Origin of the sequence: Kistimonas scapharcae (assembly GCF_039540975.1) — a bacterium.
Classification (GTDB): Bacteria; Pseudomonadota; Gammaproteobacteria; order Pseudomonadales; family Endozoicomonadaceae; genus Kistimonas; species Kistimonas scapharcae.
On record NZ_BAABFL010000132.1, the window covers coordinates 1 to 16,184 of the forward strand.

Consider the following 16,184-nt stretch of genomic DNA (forward strand, 5'->3'; position numbering starts at 1 on the left):
TTGGTGATGCCAGGTAAGCTGGTTGAGGTTACTGAATGTACCGGAGCATGGTTTGGCCTGTGTCTTTCCACCAGCATCCGAGCGCCCCGCTCCGGCGCTGCTAAAGTCACACAAACGGTCGAGCTGGAGAGACACTACTGATGGCAACTACCAATATCTGGAAGCGATTTTCCTCGCTGCTGCCGAGCCATTCACGTAGCGTCGTTAACATCCTTAGCAACAATGGTAACGGGACGAGTACCGTACAGATGCGCGACGGATCGATCGCTATTGTGAATGGGGAAACGGTACCTGCGGGTAACAGGGCCATTGTTGAACATGGCGATGTAAAAACGATGACGCCTGACCTGCCTTTTTTCCGGCGCAGTGTTTGAGTGGTTATTTTGGGATCAAATTGGGATCATTGGCAGGGTTTTCAGGGGGTATTTGAGGGGTTTTGATCCCAAATTCCCTGTTTTGCATTCCCCTAAATAGTTATATAAATCAAAGCGTTAAAGGATTTCGGGAAATGCCTCCCTGTTTCTCTTATAATCCGACCCTTTCTCGACTGGCGACAGGAATTTATTGTCACCCATGAGCACGATCAGAACCCTCACCGGTATTACCACGACTGGTACGCCCCATCTCGGCAATTATGTCGGGGCGATTCGCCCGGCCATCAAATCCAGCCTGCAGGATGATACGGAATCATTCTTTTTCCTGGCGGATTATCATGCGTTGATCAAGTGCTGGGACCCGGAGCGTGTGCACGAATCCGCTCGCGAGATCGCGGCGACCTGGCTGGCCCTGGGCCTCGATACTGACCGGGTGACGTTTTATCGACAGTCGGATATCCCGGAAATACCGGAACTGTGCTGGATCCTGACCTGCATGACCGCCAAAGGCCTGATGAACCGTGCACATGCTTACAAGGATGCTGTGCAGAAGAACGAAGAAAGCGACGCCAAGGATCCCGACAAGGGCATCACCATGGGGTTGTTCAGCTATCCCGTGCTGATGGCTGCAGATATCCTGATGTTCAACGCCCATAAAGTGCCTGTCGGCAAGGATCAGATCCAGCACCTGGAAATGGCCCGTGATATTGCCGGTCGCTTCAACCACCATTACGGCGAGCTGTTTGCCATGCCGGAAGCCGTGGTAGGAGATACGACAGCGGTTCTGAGTGGCCTGGATGGCCGCAAGATGAGCAAGAGCTACAACAACACGATCCCGCTGTTTGTGCCGGAGAAAAAGCTGCGCAAGCTGATCATGAAGATCAAGACCAACAGCCTGGAACCCGGTGAGCCGAAAGACCCGGACAGCTGCACTCTGTTCGAGATCTGGTCAGCCTTCGCAACGGCTGATGAGATTGCCGCCAAGCGTCGCCAGTATGAAGAAGGCGCAGGCTGGGGACAGCTGAAGCAGGAACTGTTTGAATACCTGAACGATCATCTGGCTGACCCCCGCGCCCGTTACGAGGAGCTGATGCAGGATCCTGGCTATGTCGAGCAGGAGCTGCGCAAGGGGGCTGACAAGGCCCGTAATGAAGCGTCAGCCCGCCTGGCGAAGGTGCGTCAGGCGGTCGGCATTCGTCCCCTGGGCTAATCAAACGCCTCTTTCACGGCCAACCGATGGATGGTGCGGAAGCGGAATCTTCTTTTCGTGCCATCCAGGAAGAGACCGCCGTTAATCTGAACTTTTTGCCCTATTTCGATTCGAAATAAACAGCTGCGTAGACAGACAGTCTTCTGATTATTGTTTGCGAAGGCGAACGTCAGTTTTTAAGCTTGTTAACAGATAGGCAAGATCGATAACAGGGAGTGTCATGGCAAACAAGGCCATTATTACGGTTAACCTGACTTCTGAGCAGGTCAAACAATATTACATGGGGCAAAAGAACCGGGTTCAGGCGTATACGGACGACGGGCAGAGTATCAGTGTCCCTTACGATATCCTGCTGGAGTTTGTGTCGCACCAGGGTATCTACGGGCGATTTGAGATCCGTTACGACGATGGCGGCAAATTCCAGGGAATCAGCCGTATCAGCTGAGCAGTTGCTGGCAGTCAAGATCCTCAAAGGCGCCGAGCAGGCACATGAGGCGGTTGAGCCATAGCGGCTTGGCGCATCCTCTGACCTGTTCCTTGATGGCGGCAAACAGCTGCAATATCACCATAACACGGTAGTCCATCATCAGTTGTTGGAAGCTGTAATTCATCACGCCTGTGCCACACAATGTTGCATGGTAGTGCCTTAATAGAGAGGACTCCCGTTGATCTTCCTGTCTTGTTTCCGGGGACCAATAACTGACCAGTAATTGAACAAGGTCATAAGCAGGAGTCTGAATCGTGACCTGGTCGAAATCGAATAGATACGCTGGGGCTGGGTGATCCGGCAACGGGTAAAAAAAGTGTCGGAAGTAACAGTCACCGTGAACAATGGTCACCTGTTGCAGAGACTCCAGCCGATGTTGGAGGTTATCACGCCAAAGGCGGGATAAAGTGGGCAGTATCATTTCAAGCTTTTCTAGTTGACTGGTCGGAAACCAGGATTGTGTCGCCTCCCTGAATGCCTTGAATTCCTTGAGCCTGAGCGTCTGGTTAACGGCAAACTGCTGTTCCCGATTCCAGAAGCAGCCACGTCCAAGAATGGGGGCCGCTTCTTCTAGCAGGTCTGGTTGCCAGCATTGGCCATGGAAGTGGGCCAATGTACCGATGGCCGCGATACAACCCATGTCATGGGGGATTGTTCCCAGCGTACAGGCTTGTTGTTGGGTTTGGAGAATTGTGTGGCTTTGTGTCATATCAGGCATCAGCAGGTAACTGATGTCAGAGCTTGAGTCATATCCCTGTAAAAGCCTTGGCATGAGGGAGTCACCGGTGAGACGAAATTTTTCCAATAGCTGAAAGAAGGCAACTTCAGCCATGCCTGCCATGCCAGTTCGAAGTTTTATGCAGATGCTGTCAGGTAGCAGTGAGCGGGTGTTGTGGCTGAACACCTGTCGTATCTTCAGGAAGATGGACGCACTGTCAGGCATATTAAGACACGTGTAATCAGTCTCAAGGACGTGTCCCTTTTGTAGAAGTCCACACCGGTAATATTCTGCCGTCAGCCACTTAGGGTCGGTGAAATGGGCAATATGCATCCTGTCCAATGCCCGCTCTCCTGCTGGAAATGGAACGTTTGATCATGCCTGATTATCAGGGTAAATCAATTTCAGCATGGAGTGGTAAGTATGTGGGAGGTTTATTAGCGTCTGAAGGATCAATCATGATGGAGATTTCGCAACGGACTAAAGACTTATCCCAGCCCTCCCGCAAATTCTCCATGGTGACAATATTACCAAAGTTATGGGTTAACAGACTGACGGGCTGCCGCATAAATTCATAAGTAATGACTATGTTGCCGGTGGCTGAATCCTTTGACAGTTTGATAATGGCGTCGCTGCCACTAAAGCTGAACCCTGGCCCATAAACACGCCAGATAAAATTGAACTCTATCGCACGTAGTAAACCGATATGTGCATCTTGAGTGGCATAAAAGCAAATTTGCCGTATCACCTCCTCGCGATTGCCTGTCAGTGCACATAATGCATTGAAAGCGCGTGTTTGCTTTTCATCCAGTGTGCCTTCGTAATTTACAGGGAGTTCAATGGTCTTACCGTCTTCTATATGAAACTGGTAGTGCATTCTTCCCAGGTCTTTTTCCAAAAATTGCCTGGGTAATTGCATGTTCCCATACGCGACTAGATTGCCTTCCTTTTTTTGTTCAGCGGAAACTTGATGACTGATTGCCCCGCTGATTTTTTCGACAATATTTGTTATTTCTGAGTTGGAAACCTGATTGGTGGTGTCTCGTCCATTCTCAATACTGATTTGAATAGGTTTTGCATATTGTCTCACTGCTGTTTTGAACCTGTTTTCAAGGTCGAGATGTTTTAAAACAACATTCATACAGGCAATCACCTTTCTTCGGAAAGGATATATGTTCTCTTGGTGTTGCTGTTCGAACTGAGTGCTTAATGCGGTATTGTAATCAGGGAAACCATTTAGAACATGGGCAACGGAAGCAATTAAATGAAAACTGGGATGTACGGCTTCTGATTCCTGCGTTCCCCATATATAAGAATAAAACGCACCCAAGTATCCAGGTTCGGGCTTTTGAGGTTCAATCATGCTTTGGCATTTATCGCAAATGGCTTGTGCGAAAGCGTTCCATGCATCATCGGGTGACTCAAGCGTTAAATCTTTACATTGTGCCATGATGAGCGTTTCCAGCTCTTTAATTGCAGTTTCATTGCAGTCCGCCATATCCATACGGGTTGCAGTGACAAAATCTGACTGCAGTTCAGTGGATTCGTCACTAAAGCTTTCACTTAACGAACTGAGATAATTGTCGACATCATCAACTGACTGAACAGGAAGTGATGCACCATCTAGCACGATATACATTGGTTTCTTAGGTGTAAGGCTGAAAGATGATGCGTCCACCAAACCCGCTTCGTTATCGACAGCACAGCGTGCCAAAGCCTGCCCGCACTGAGAGGTAGACAATTCAGTCTGTGTCATCGTTGGCATGGCAGGTGCAATGTCATAGGTATCTTCAATCGAATATACCTGACAAACCGTGCCATGCGTCACCGGGTCTGTTGGTTGTATGTCAGCGTCTGGCGCTTCGTCCTGTTTGTCTAACGTGTGCGGTGATTCACTTGCCTCCTTACGTGCCATTCGCAACGTTGGGCTTGATAGTGCCGGTAAAGAAACAGCATCCCCAACGTCTGATGAAAGAATGGCCTCAAGGGAGCTCTCTTCACCAGTGGCTATTTCTTGTCGTGCTTTTACTGGAAGGACAATAGAGCTCTTTGTTTGATCGGTCTGAGAGGTATCCTGAGCCAGGGTGGATTCGGCTTCAGGCGTGTCAGTGATTGCCACAGTAGGCCGTTGAGAGAGCGTCGTAACGGTGGCTGCTGGCTCTATGGTCGTATCCACCTGCAGGTCTGGTGAGGCGGTTCTGCTATCTTCCGGCACTGTGTGGACAATCGCTATAGCTGTGATCTGCCTCTTTCGTTTCGAAGTGTCGTCTGACTGTTGCGGAGCACTGGATGTGTCTGGAAAAACATTGGCAGCGTCTGCAGTGATCGAGGGTATTAAGTCTGTTTGCGGCTGGCGGTTATCTGGGGAACGCTCCTTAGGTAAGGCGACGACGCTTGTATCAAAAGAATCATCATCAGAAACGCTATGGTATCTGCTCCTGCCCCTTGTGTGTAAAGTCGGATCAGAGGATGGAATATAGGCACGCTCTTCGGATGGGCAGCAAAAGCAGCAGCGCTCTCTCAGGGTTCTGAATAGAGTGCTTATGCAGCCAAGAAATGCCATGAGTCCGTTGATCATGGTTTGTATTGGATGTGTTCCACTGACATTTCTGTTTGCATGGCGGCCGTTGTTTTCAGGACGAGTTGAGTTCGTACTTTGCTCGCTGCCGCTATGGTGTCTTATCGTTTCGTTCTTAGTAGTTTCTAACATAAATTACTACCATTAATTAAAGTCTAAAGGGCTATCTATTTTAAGTAAGTTAGTTGTTTCCATTAATAAACGTGTTAATGCCGAATGGCTAAGGTAAATGAATAAATGGGTCCATTAGTTCAACCAAAGCATATTCTGGATTGTTTATATCTATGGTGACACGTGTCTCAATGCTCATAGCCATACCAATCCATCTTTCCTGATAGTCCGATAAAGAAGAATATTGACTATCCCTTCCTTCTGTTGTGACACGTAAAGAGTTAGGGCCTGAAGTGTTATTGTCGCTGTTTTCCTCATGGCCAATATCATGTTTGATGTCTAATTTTTGCACAATAACGATTTTATTATTGTTGTCTTCGTCGACGCCGATACAAGTCTTAATATCTGCATGATCTCTGTCTAGTGAAAATTCTAGGCCAAGGCATTGATTCAGAACACGGGTGAAAAAGTAATGTGTGGCACGCTTTGGAAATTGGTTCAAATGTGAACATATTGTATAGATGGCTCTCGCATTATTTCCTGTTATTTCCTGTAAGTGCTCCATTAAGGCTGTTTCTTTTTGCTTACGTTCTGACTTTTCCACTATAGGTAGCTCTAATGGTTGCCTGCCGTCTCTGGCAGGGTAGGATAAGGTGACCCCTTCTCTGTGAAAGTCTGTATTAAATGCGTGGGGTACTATAGTGGGAGACTCTGCATCTCTCATAAACCTTTCAGGGTTACAAGACATATTCTCAGTATAATGTTTATAGTAACTTCTAAAATCATTGTAGAGCCTTATTGTGTTTGCTTCTGATAGATTTAAATCATGGTGGCATTGTGATAGAAATCCTGATATGCAACCATTTTCTGCTTGATTTGCGATTCTTTCAATTTCTTGATAATACTTGGCGATGATTTGATTGAGTGCACCTCCGATAAGGTGGCGAGCCTCTTTTAATACATCATCTCGCAAAGTCCAACGTTTAAGCAATACTTGATCAATATACCTGTTGTTTAGAGATATCGATAACAGTTCATCTCGTAGAGCGCAGATAAGCTTCATTCTTTGAGTAGGGGAAAGGTCAGTGTTTCTATCCATGACGACATTGAGGTATTCCTCGAATCTATGACATATTACCTCCTCCTTAAGTGTTCCGTCTGAGCTGTAGATGATATTTGAAAACTCTCTTTTTATCGCCCTTTGTTCATCTTCTATAAGTCTGTCTAATGGGCTTTTTGGGCTGACGAGTAGGATCAATCGTTCAGTCAGTGGAATTATCACTTCGAACTTTAACCAGTCATACATATTTCCAGGCAGCGCCAGCAAACGCTCCATCAATGACTGGTTTGGCATAGTGGTCTTTATAGTGAAACGACTGAAAAATCGTTGCCCACAAGTCCTGGGAATGCCTCTGTTAGGCACAGACGTATGCTCTTGGCTAGTGCCAGCCTGTGGAATTGCCACGTTGAATACCTTCTGTAGTGATAAATGGAAAAAGACGGGCTAACTGGCAGTCAATTGCCCCTGTCAATTTTTTAGACACTGATATTGCTGTTTAGTTCATGCTTATTTTTGAAGTATGAGCCGCACCTTAAGGTCATGGGTAAGCGGGGGGGAAATCATTGCTAAAACAAGGGCTTATTTACGATATTTGGGCAGCTATAGGATATGGGATGCTTTCTTGACGGGGAATTGTACAATGATCATCAAGCAGGTTCGTGCTGCCTGGAACTTCATGGGGTTAGGGTAATGCCAAGTGTAGATCGAATGGCGATACCATTGCTCGATCCGGTTGATTGAGGTCAATCATAAACTCCATAGAGGCGGTGATCTTTGCATGACTCCAGCTTTCTCTGTAGATCGAAAGATTTCTGGCATCTGCAAAATTATCCACTGCAGTCATACTGGGCGGCGTCTGAGCTGTAGGGGTAGGCAGAGACGAGGCGCATGGCAAAAGCTTGTCTGCTTTTGGAGGCAATGCTTCTGCAAGTTGATAGTATTCAAATATATGTTTAATAACTATGTGACTGGCATCATCGTCGCTTCGGTAAACTTTGTATCGTCTTACAGGGGGAGGGAGGATGACCTTGCAACCAAGTACATTGTTGAGCGTTTGGTGTAACGTGGCTTCGAGATTGTTCTGGTGGGTTCGATGCATATGACAGCTTAATGTATGCCATGCAACGACATTATTTTGCGTTAATTGCTTAAAATAATGGATACATTTTAGTTTTTTTTCCATTTTATCTTGAAGGTCACCATAGACATCCGAATCTGAAAAATTCTCGCCCTCAAAATCTTCCAGCATGGATCCGGTGATGAGGTCTTGCATGAAGTTCAAGCTGCCAGTGATACCGATACCCTCTTTATTCGATGGTATGTATAGATAGTGGGGCCTTTGCGAAATAGCCTTTGTGGTATCTATGATACCTTGCCGATAGGTTTGCTGAAGTCTGCAAAATGCCTTAGGTGATAGGTGGCCTTCTTCTAATAAATGATTGAGACCACCGGATACGGGTCTCCAGTTTTTGACAAGTTGGTAATAGGAGGATTCTAATTTTTCAGCACAGCATGCAAGTTTCTCACATAATGTATGAGCAATCTGATCGGGAAATGTTATTTTTTTTGCTTTTTTATGACTAGGTTTTATTAAGCGGCTTGAATGTCTTGCGCGAGGTGTTTCTGATGCTATGAAAGCGGTATTTGTATTTAAATTTTCTTGGAATTTCTGTGGAATGTCTTTATTCAGTAGCGTGTGTTTGAGATGGTTGATTAATCGCATTTTATCAGCAGCGGGCAGTCTTTCGTATCTGCTTAAAACCGTCTCGCAGTGAAGGGTTATGTATGCCTCGAAGTATTCATTAAGAAAATCAATAGACTCGTTGAGATCATGCGATGCTCTTGCTCGATCATAGCGCTGGCGAAATGGACTGGGTGAGAACGGTTGCAGTAAGGTATTTATTTCTTGTCGTAAATTAGATACTTCGCTATCGATTATTTTCTCAATGGTATTTTTGGGGGAAAAGAGAGTGATCATTCTTTCTGATATGGGTTTCAGTATGCTTGTTTTAAACCAATACCAGACTCTTTGTGAAAGGGTGGGCTGCCATTCCTGCCTAGTATCAAAGGGTAGGCAGGTTCTAACCGTAAAATGGTCAAAGAGTGCTTCTCGACAGTTCCTGCAGGCATCTGGGTAATGGTGCCTCCTGGCAGTAAAGGCCACTTGGCTTATGGGTTGTTGTGAATCTTCCATGGCATAATGTCCTGTGTGCATCTTTCACACGTTAAAGTGATGGCTTTCTATCTCTATGACCTTTTACGTTTGTCAAAGTTCATTACTCCTCAAGTACCCGCTGGGTAAGTAATCTTGACGGCGGCATGGTGCCGAAAAGGTCAATGTAATATTACGGCTATCATAATAAAAACACCCGTTCATATTCAGGAGTGCTTATGGACAGGTGGTTTGCCGGTTTTTTCATGCGTTACCGGTTTGTGCTGGGGATAGGGAGCATCGGGTTGTGCCTGCTTTTGTCCACAGGGCTGACACGACTGTATTTCGACAGTAACTTCCGGATCTTCTTCAAGCCAGACAATCTCCAGCTGCAGGCTCATGACGCCATGGAGCAGGACTATGTCCGTTCTGATAATGTCGTTTTTACTATCCAGTCACTCAGTAAGGATGTCTTTACCCCTCAAACACTGAAGACCATCGGCTGGCTGACCGAGGAGAGCTGGCAGATTCCCTATAGCCAAAGGGTGGATTCTGTCACTAATTACCAGCTCACCCGTGCCGGAGAGGATGACCTGCTTGTTGATTTCCTTGTGGAAGATGCCTCTGCTCTGAGCTATGAAGACGCTGCCCGTATACGAAAGCTTGCGTTGGCCCAGGAATCGTTGGTCAACCGTCTGCTGGCGAAAGATGGCCAGGCGACCAACATCAATATTCGCCTGAACCTGCCCGAGGATCAGCGGGAAGCAATTGATGCCGTTATGGTCGTGGCGGAGGCGATGAAAGCCCGGGCTGAAGCGGAAAACCCGGATATTATCGTTCACCTCATGGGAATGGCTGCGATCAACCAGGCGTTCAATGAGATGGCGATGAACGACGCCAGCACGCTGATGCCAATCATGTTTATCATTGTTCTGGTATTACTGACGCTGCTGATGCGTTCGCTGGCCTGTACGCTGGCAACGATTGTCATTATTGCTGTCAGTGTTGCGACCACCATGGGGATCACTGGTTTCATGGGGTTGGCTATCAACCAGGTCAATGCCCTGGCGCCAACCGTGGTCATGACTCTGGTGGTCGCAGACTGTGTCCACGTTCTCGTGGTCTTTCTGCAGGGCCTGCGCAGTGGAATGGCTAAGCACGCCGCATTGGAAGAGAGTCTGGAGATTAATTTTCAGGCTATCTTTCTGACCAGCCTGACCACTGCGATTGGCTTCCTGGCCATGAATTTCAGTGACAGCCCGCCATTTCGGGAATTAGGCACCATCACGGCCATCGGTGTGACTTGTGCCTTTGTCTTTACCCTGACGCTTCTGCCGATGATCGTAATGGGTCTCTCCCGCGGGCTGCCTATCAAGGTGCCGGAGAATGATGCGCAGGATATTACGGCAAAAGTACTGACCGGATTCAGCCGCTTTGTCGTTCGCCATCATCGGCCGGTTTTCTTTACCACGCTGGCGGTTTCCCTTCTGATTATCAGCTTTATCCCCCGTAATGAGTTGAACGACAGCATTGTTCATTACTTCAGCAAGGACACCGATATCCGTCAGGCGGCGGATTACCTGCAGGAGAATGTCGCCGGGATGACGGTCATCTCTTACTCGCTGGATTCCGGGGCGTCGGGCGGGATCAATGAACCGGCCTTCCTGGCCAAGGCTGAAGCATTTGAGACATGGTACCGGCAGCAGGATGCGGTGGTGCATGTCACCAGCTACCTGGAAACCATCAAACGATTAAACAGGAATATGCATGGTGATGATCCGGCCTGGCAGCGGTTGCCGGATACCCGGGAAGAGGCGTCCCAGTACCAGCTGTTATATGAGCTGTCACTGCCGTTTGGTTTGGATCTCAGTAATCAGCTGACGTTTGATAAGTCAGCCATGCGGGTGGATGTGATTGCCAGGGATCTCAAGGCGCAGGAGATCATCGATCTGGATCAGCTGGCGCAGCAATGGTTTGTCGATAATGCCCCGGAACTGCAGGCAACGGGTACTGGGTTGTCACTGATGTTTGCCCACATCGGCCAGCGCAATATTCACAGCATGATCAATGGCAATGTGGTGGCGGTGATCCTGATCTCGCTGACTCTGATGCTGGCGTTGCGATCATTCCGCTACGGTCTTTTGAGCATGATACCCAATGCCTTCCCGGCAGCGATGGCCATGGGTTTATGGGGCATGGCGGTGCAGGAAGTGAATCTGGCGGTGGCGGTTGTCTTCTGCATGACGCTGGGCATTGTGGTCGACGACACCGTGCATTTTCTCAGTAAATACCTGAAAGGACGTAAGCGGGGGTTATCTCCGGCTGAAGCGATTCACGACGTTTTCCACAAGGTCGGATCAGCCCTGGCGATTACATCCATTACCCTGACGGCTGGCTTCCTGGTACTGACCCTCTCGGATTTCAACGCCAATATGCTGACCGGCCTGATGGTGGCGATCACTATCGTGGTGGCGCTCTTTTTTGATTTCCTGTTTTTGCCCAGCCTGCTGCTTATGCTGGCGTCTGGAAAGGCAGGACAGCAACCACCAACGCTCACCAGGAAGGCTGAGGAACCCGCCCTCAGAACGGTGGAAACGGATACCGTGACGTGACGGCGGTTATCCAATAAGGCCTGAAACAATGACTCGAAAGAATAACCAGAAACATGTCGGGATGACGGGGGGAGAAGGAATGGGAAAGCGGTTGATTGCAATGGCAGCCATGGTTGCCGCGTTGCCAGTGTTATCCACAACAGCGTCGACGCCGGAGCAAAAAGGACTCGACATTGCCCGGCAGGCGGAAGCTAAAGGTAATGGCTTTGTTGATAGTAAGGCTGAACTGGAGATGGTGCTGATCAACGCCCGCAGGGAGGAAAACCACCGAAAACTGCGTCAGATGACACTGGAAGGTGCTGATTCAGACGACAAGTCACTGATGGTTTTCCTGTCACCCAAAGATCAGAAAGGGACGGCGCTGCTGACGCATGCCAGTAAGGATGATGATGAACAGTGGCTTTATTTGCCGGCCGTGAAACGGGTCAAACGCATCGTGTCCCGGAACAAGTCTGGTCCCTTTGTCGGCAGTGAATTCTCGTATGAGGATTTGAACCCACAGAATGTGGATGACTACACCTATAAGTATCTGCGAGAGGAACCGTGCAGTGATGACCCGGCAGCACTGACCTGCCATGTCATGGAACAGTTTCCGCTGGACAAGCATTCCGGGTATTCGCGACTGGTCGTCTGGCTTGATCAGGAAGAGCTACGGCTCCAGAAAATCGATTTTTATGACCGGAAGGATAGTTTGCTGAAAACCATGACTGTCACAGGTTATCAACAGTATAACGATCAGTTCTGGCGGCCTGAGAACAGCCTGATGGTCAATCATCAGACTGGTAAAAGCACACAGCTTCTCTTTAGCAGTTACGCCTTTGGCACCGGACTGAAGGAAAAGGATTTCTCCAAGAACAGTCTCAAGCGTGCCCGATAAGTGGCAATAGCTGTTTATTATCCAGCCGTTGTTATTTTCCTGCTGGTAAGTTTATGCAGCAACGTGGCCAGTGGGAACGAATGGTCTGGAAAACTGTCGCTGGAGACGAGGCAGTTTTTCCACAAGGGACTTCAGCGGCAGCCTCGCAGTCATTACTCCACCAGTGGCACGCTGGACTATTACACGGACTGGAATGATGGTTACGACAGTTTCAGTTTTTCCGGTTTTGCACGGCTCGACAGCGCGGATGAAGAACGTACACACGCCGATATCCGAGAATTGAGCTGGATTCATGTCGCTGAGGATTACGAGTTGCGCACAGGTGTCCGCAAAGTCTTCTGGGGTGTGACCGAAGGCATCCATCTGGTGGACATCATTAACCAGACAGATTTGGTGGAAGGGTTTGAGGGCGAGGAAAAGCTGGGGCAGCCCATGGTCAATCTCTCGTTTGAACGGGATTGGGGGCTGGTGGATTTGTTTATCCTTCCCTGGTTTCGTGAGCGGAACTTTCCCGGGGATGACGGGCGCCTGAGAATTCCTGTAACAGTGAATACGCATGACGTCGTGTATGCATCAGGAGCCGGGCAGCATCGACTTGATGTGGCGGCGCGGTGGAGCCATAGCCTTGGCGATCTGGAGATTGGGCTGTCACACTTCTCCGGCACCAGCCGGGAACCCCGGTTCACATTACAAACGTTTGGCGATAATGGTCAGGGCGTACCGACAGCAGCGGAACTGGTGCCGGTTTATGAAACCATTGACCAGACAGGCCTTGAACTGCAGTACAGCCTGGCGGACTGGGTGTTGAAACTGGAAGCCATCAGCCGTTCAGGGCAGGGACGCCGGTTTACTGCACTGACGACAGGCGTTGAATATACCCAGGTTGGTATTTTCGATAGCCGGATTGATTTAGGCTGGGTGGCGGAATACGCTTTCGACGACCGCAAGAGGCTGGCGCCTGCCGGAAGCATGGAGCACGATATACTGTTGGCTACACGATGGAATTTTAATGATGCGAATAGTAGCTATGCATTGGCAGGTTTGTTCTGGGATCATATTTCTCATGAACGACTCTTTTCATTGGAAGCCAATACACGACTGACGGAAAGCCTGCTGCTGAACATTAACTTGATATTGGTCGATAGCCGTGAATTGAAAACGGATGATGCATCACGTTTGGCTTCTTTAATTGATCCGGCTTCACCGCAATCCGGTTTTAATGCTGCCACAGAGGAAGTGATGGATTATTACAGCGTGCGTAAAATGGGGTTTATACGACAGGATGATTACCTTCAAATGGCGATTTCGTGGTATTTTTAATAAAAAGCATTAAGTATGGAAGATGAAAAATCGTTTTCAGTAAGTTATGGGTTATCAGAATTTATGAGTGATATTGGGTTTTTTGATTGATATGCTAAATTAGTAGATCTTTTTTTATTTTTATATGAATATTAATGGTGCATCTCCCTTAGTGCTAACTTATTTATGGCTATCTATTGAGTAATGGCTGTTTGTTTTAGTATTGCGTTCTGTACTAAATGAGTCGTTTTTGTTAGGAAGTGATATTGTCTTACCGGGCGAAGCTTATTTTGGGCTACGTTTTGATTTTAATCTCGCAATGAGGGTTTCAATATTGCTTCCCAGTTCAATGTATAGTGAGTGGGTATTACGAAACCCATCGCCGTAAACTGGGCACTGGTTTTGATGCTTTAGTTTCATATGTACATTCGCTAATGGTGTAGCTTGTTTTTCCAGCCATAGATATTCCATAAATTTACAGAGACCTTCCTCCTCCATTGCGGGGAGCTCAAGATGATGATGAAAAATCCACACATGTACCAATTCATGGATAACAATCGTACATAATATAATACGTGGCAAGTTTTTTTGGATGAGCATTTCTACGATGCCGCGCTTTGCTTCTTCTTTGTTTAGTATTGTTGTACCAATAGTGTGTCCACCGGATAGTTGATCTTTTGTGTTGAGTTCTTGGTAGTCAGTAAAGCGTATCGGTATATCTATTTGAGTAATGTCCATGCCGAGTGTTTTTAAATCGATTTTAAGTTGGGTAATGAGAGCATCTATTTCTTCTGGTGGGGGAGAGGATTCTTCAGGGGATCTACAGCATTGGGAACAAGTATATATATTATTAATAAAGATGAAGTCTGACGATATATCAATATGCCGTGTGCAATTTACACATTTCGGATCATTATGATGTTGATCACAATAGTTTTCTCCCCATAGGTTTGTGAATATTTTATCTGTAATTAGTGTGCCGCAGTAATGACATTGTAATTGTAAACACTGCTTATGATAATCTTCGCCATTAAAAATTATGTGTTGTTTTAGTATGGGATCTTGGCAGTGATGGCATATTGCACACTTTGTGTCGATATAACATTGCTTATGATAATCTTCGCCATTAAAAATTATGTGTTGTTTTAGTATGGGATCTTGGCAGTGATGACATATTGCACACTTTGTGTCGATATAGCATTGCGGATGATAATTTTCTTGTTGGGTCGTGAAGTATGTTGAGTCTTGTATGTGCTGCTGGCAGTGATCGCATATTGGGCACTGTGTCTTGATATAACATGGTTGGCACCAAGGGGCGTTTTCATGTGCTATACCTTGGGCTGTTTCTATCAATTTGTCACACTTGAAACAGCGAAAACAGTCGGGATGCCAGTACCTGTCAAGCGCGATAATCCATTGAGTGTCCAGTGGCTTTTGGCATTTGCAGCATAAATGTCTGTTTTCATGGATAGAGTGTTCAGTGTCAGCATTTTTGGTATTGAATGAACGGGAGGAGGTATTTGGATTAGCGTCTGATTGGCAGGTGTTTAACTTGGGAGAAAAGTCATGTGTATTGGTGACGCTGTGAACTATGCCAGAATCTATAACACTTGAAAACCTTGATTGAATAGGCTTTTCTTCTGGCTGGCTGTTGGAGCGGGGAATAATCGTATTCCTGGTAAACCGTGCTTTAATCGAGCGGTATAAAAAAATAATTTTTGTTTTTATGTAGTCGTAGGCTCCCCGTAGCCGTGATAGGCAGAAACAATAGTTTTCCTGGTGTATTTCATTATTCATTATCAGTAGCAATCTTGTTTTTGAAGTGTAAATACGCACAGATTGTAATGATGTCGATAATGAATCGGGATAACAGAACAGTCAGTGATACTGACGATTGAATGATGAGTGCTTATGGCACTCCGACAAGGCTTACGCCTTGCCGGTAATGATGCGATACTTTTCCATCAGTTCCTCTTCTGTCTCCCGGTTGTCGGGATCCAGCGGGATACAGTCCACCGGGCAAACCTGCTGGCACTGGGGCTCATCATAATGGCCCACGCACTCGGTGCAGAGGTTCGGGTCGATCTCGTAGATCTCTTCACCCGGCGAGATGGCGCTGTTCGGGCACTCCGGCTCGCAGACATCACAGTTAATGCAGTCGTCAGTAATGATCAGTGACATGGTCTTCAATTCTCATGCCGGCAGCCGGACGGCGGCAGGTTCAGGCCCTGCCGTATTTTTCGTTCAGTGCTTCGGCGATTTGCGGCTCAACAAACTTGGAAACATCCCCGCCCAGTGAAGCGATTTCGCGTACCAGGGTGGAGGAGATGTAAGAATACTGCTCAGCAGGCGTCAGGAACAGGCTTTCCACTTCCGGTGCCAGTACCCGGTTCATGTTTGCCAGCTGGAATTCATATTCGAAGTCAGACACGGCGCGCAGTCCACGAAGGATGATGTCGGCCTTGGCTTCACGGACAAATTCCGCCAGCAGGGAGCTGAACCCACAGACTTCCACGTTGCCCAGGTGGGCAGTGGCGTCACGTGCCATGGTCACCCGTTCTTTCATATCAAACAGGGGTTTCTTCTTCGGGCTTTCGGCAACGGCAATGATGACCTTGTCGAACAGCCTGGCGGCCCTGCTGACCAGATCGCCGTGTCCCCTGGTGATCGGGTCAAAAGTACCCGGGTATATCACGGTGCTCATCA

The 16,184-nt window shown here is 47.6% G+C and carries 13 protein-coding genes; 6 read left to right on the plus strand and 7 right to left on the minus strand.

All coding sequences use genetic code 11. The features are described 5' to 3' along the window. Window positions 1-140: 140 nt before the first annotated feature. The 3 genes from ABD892_RS08970 (at window position 141) to ABD892_RS08980 (ending at window position 2,029) form a co-directional block, all read left to right on the plus strand. Window positions 141-374: a hypothetical protein gene (locus ABD892_RS08970; RefSeq protein ID WP_345195197.1), complete on the plus strand. Its 234-nt coding sequence runs from the start codon at window positions 141-143 to the stop codon at window positions 372-374. A gap of 199 nt (window positions 375-573) precedes the next feature. Then, window positions 574-1,584, plus strand: a complete 1,011-nt coding sequence (locus ABD892_RS08975) for a tryptophan--tRNA ligase (protein WP_345195198.1) — start codon at window positions 574-576, stop codon at window positions 1,582-1,584. A gap of 220 nt (window positions 1,585-1,804) precedes the next feature. After that, window positions 1,805-2,029, plus strand: coding sequence for a DUF2835 family protein (locus ABD892_RS08980; RefSeq protein WP_345195200.1), 225 nt, complete (start codon window positions 1,805-1,807; stop codon window positions 2,027-2,029). On the opposite strand, the gene ABD892_RS08985 is transcribed toward ABD892_RS08980, so the two are convergent. The 4 genes from ABD892_RS08985 to ABD892_RS09000 form a co-directional block, all read right to left on the minus strand. Next, the gene (locus ABD892_RS08985) at window positions 2,022-3,122 is read right to left on the minus strand and encodes an oxidoreductase family protein (RefSeq protein ID WP_345195233.1); all 1,101 of its coding nucleotides are present in this window, start codon (window positions 3,120-3,122) and stop codon (window positions 2,022-2,024) included. The two genes, ABD892_RS08980 and ABD892_RS08985, sit on opposite strands and share 8 nt — an antisense overlap. Window positions 3,123-3,177: 55 nt before the next feature. Next, window positions 3,178-5,499: a hypothetical protein gene (locus tag ABD892_RS08990; RefSeq protein WP_345195202.1), complete on the minus strand. Its 2,322-nt coding sequence runs from the start codon at window positions 5,497-5,499 to the stop codon at window positions 3,178-3,180. An 88-nt stretch (window positions 5,500-5,587) separates the two neighbouring features. Further along, window positions 5,588-6,943 (minus strand): hypothetical protein, encoded by a 1,356-nt coding sequence (locus ABD892_RS08995; protein ID WP_345195204.1) that lies wholly within the window; start codon window positions 6,941-6,943, stop codon window positions 5,588-5,590. 277 nt (window positions 6,944-7,220) lie between these two features. Further along, a complete protein-coding gene (locus ABD892_RS09000) occupies window positions 7,221-8,732 on the minus strand; it encodes a hypothetical protein (protein WP_345195205.1) in 1,512 nt (503 codons plus the stop codon). A 197-nt stretch (window positions 8,733-8,929) separates the two neighbouring features. On the opposite strand from ABD892_RS09000, the gene ABD892_RS09005 reads away from it, so the two are divergent. From ABD892_RS09005 to ABD892_RS09015, 3 genes are all read left to right on the plus strand, one after another. Then, entirely contained in the window at window positions 8,930-11,302 is a 2,373-nt protein-coding gene (locus tag ABD892_RS09005) for an efflux RND transporter permease subunit (RefSeq protein WP_345195207.1), read from the plus strand. 28 nt (window positions 11,303-11,330) lie between these two features. Continuing rightward, window positions 11,331-12,179, plus strand: a complete 849-nt coding sequence (locus tag ABD892_RS09010) for an outer membrane lipoprotein-sorting protein (RefSeq protein WP_345195208.1) — start codon at window positions 11,331-11,333, stop codon at window positions 12,177-12,179. A 63-nt stretch (window positions 12,180-12,242) separates the two neighbouring features. Beyond that, window positions 12,243-13,499 (plus strand): hypothetical protein, encoded by a 1,257-nt coding sequence (locus ABD892_RS09015; protein WP_345195209.1) that lies wholly within the window; start codon window positions 12,243-12,245, stop codon window positions 13,497-13,499. A gap of 264 nt (window positions 13,500-13,763) precedes the next feature. Here ABD892_RS09015 and ABD892_RS09020 read toward each other — a convergent pair whose 3' ends face one another. The 3 genes from ABD892_RS09020 to coaD form a co-directional block, all read right to left on the minus strand. Continuing rightward, window positions 13,764-15,275 carry a protein DA1 gene (locus tag ABD892_RS09020; protein ID WP_345195211.1) on the minus strand — a complete coding sequence of 504 codons (1,512 nt, stop codon included), beginning with the start codon at window positions 15,273-15,275 and terminating at the stop codon, window positions 13,764-13,766. Between the two features lie 132 nt (window positions 15,276-15,407). Continuing rightward, the gene (locus tag ABD892_RS09025) at window positions 15,408-15,659 is read right to left on the minus strand and encodes a YfhL family 4Fe-4S dicluster ferredoxin (protein WP_211829958.1); all 252 of its coding nucleotides are present in this window, start codon (window positions 15,657-15,659) and stop codon (window positions 15,408-15,410) included. A 40-nt stretch (window positions 15,660-15,699) separates the two neighbouring features. Then, the gene (gene coaD / locus ABD892_RS09030) at window positions 15,700-16,182 is read right to left on the minus strand and encodes a pantetheine-phosphate adenylyltransferase (protein ID WP_345195213.1); all 483 of its coding nucleotides are present in this window, start codon (window positions 16,180-16,182) and stop codon (window positions 15,700-15,702) included. Between the last annotated feature and the right edge of the window lie 2 nt (window positions 16,183-16,184).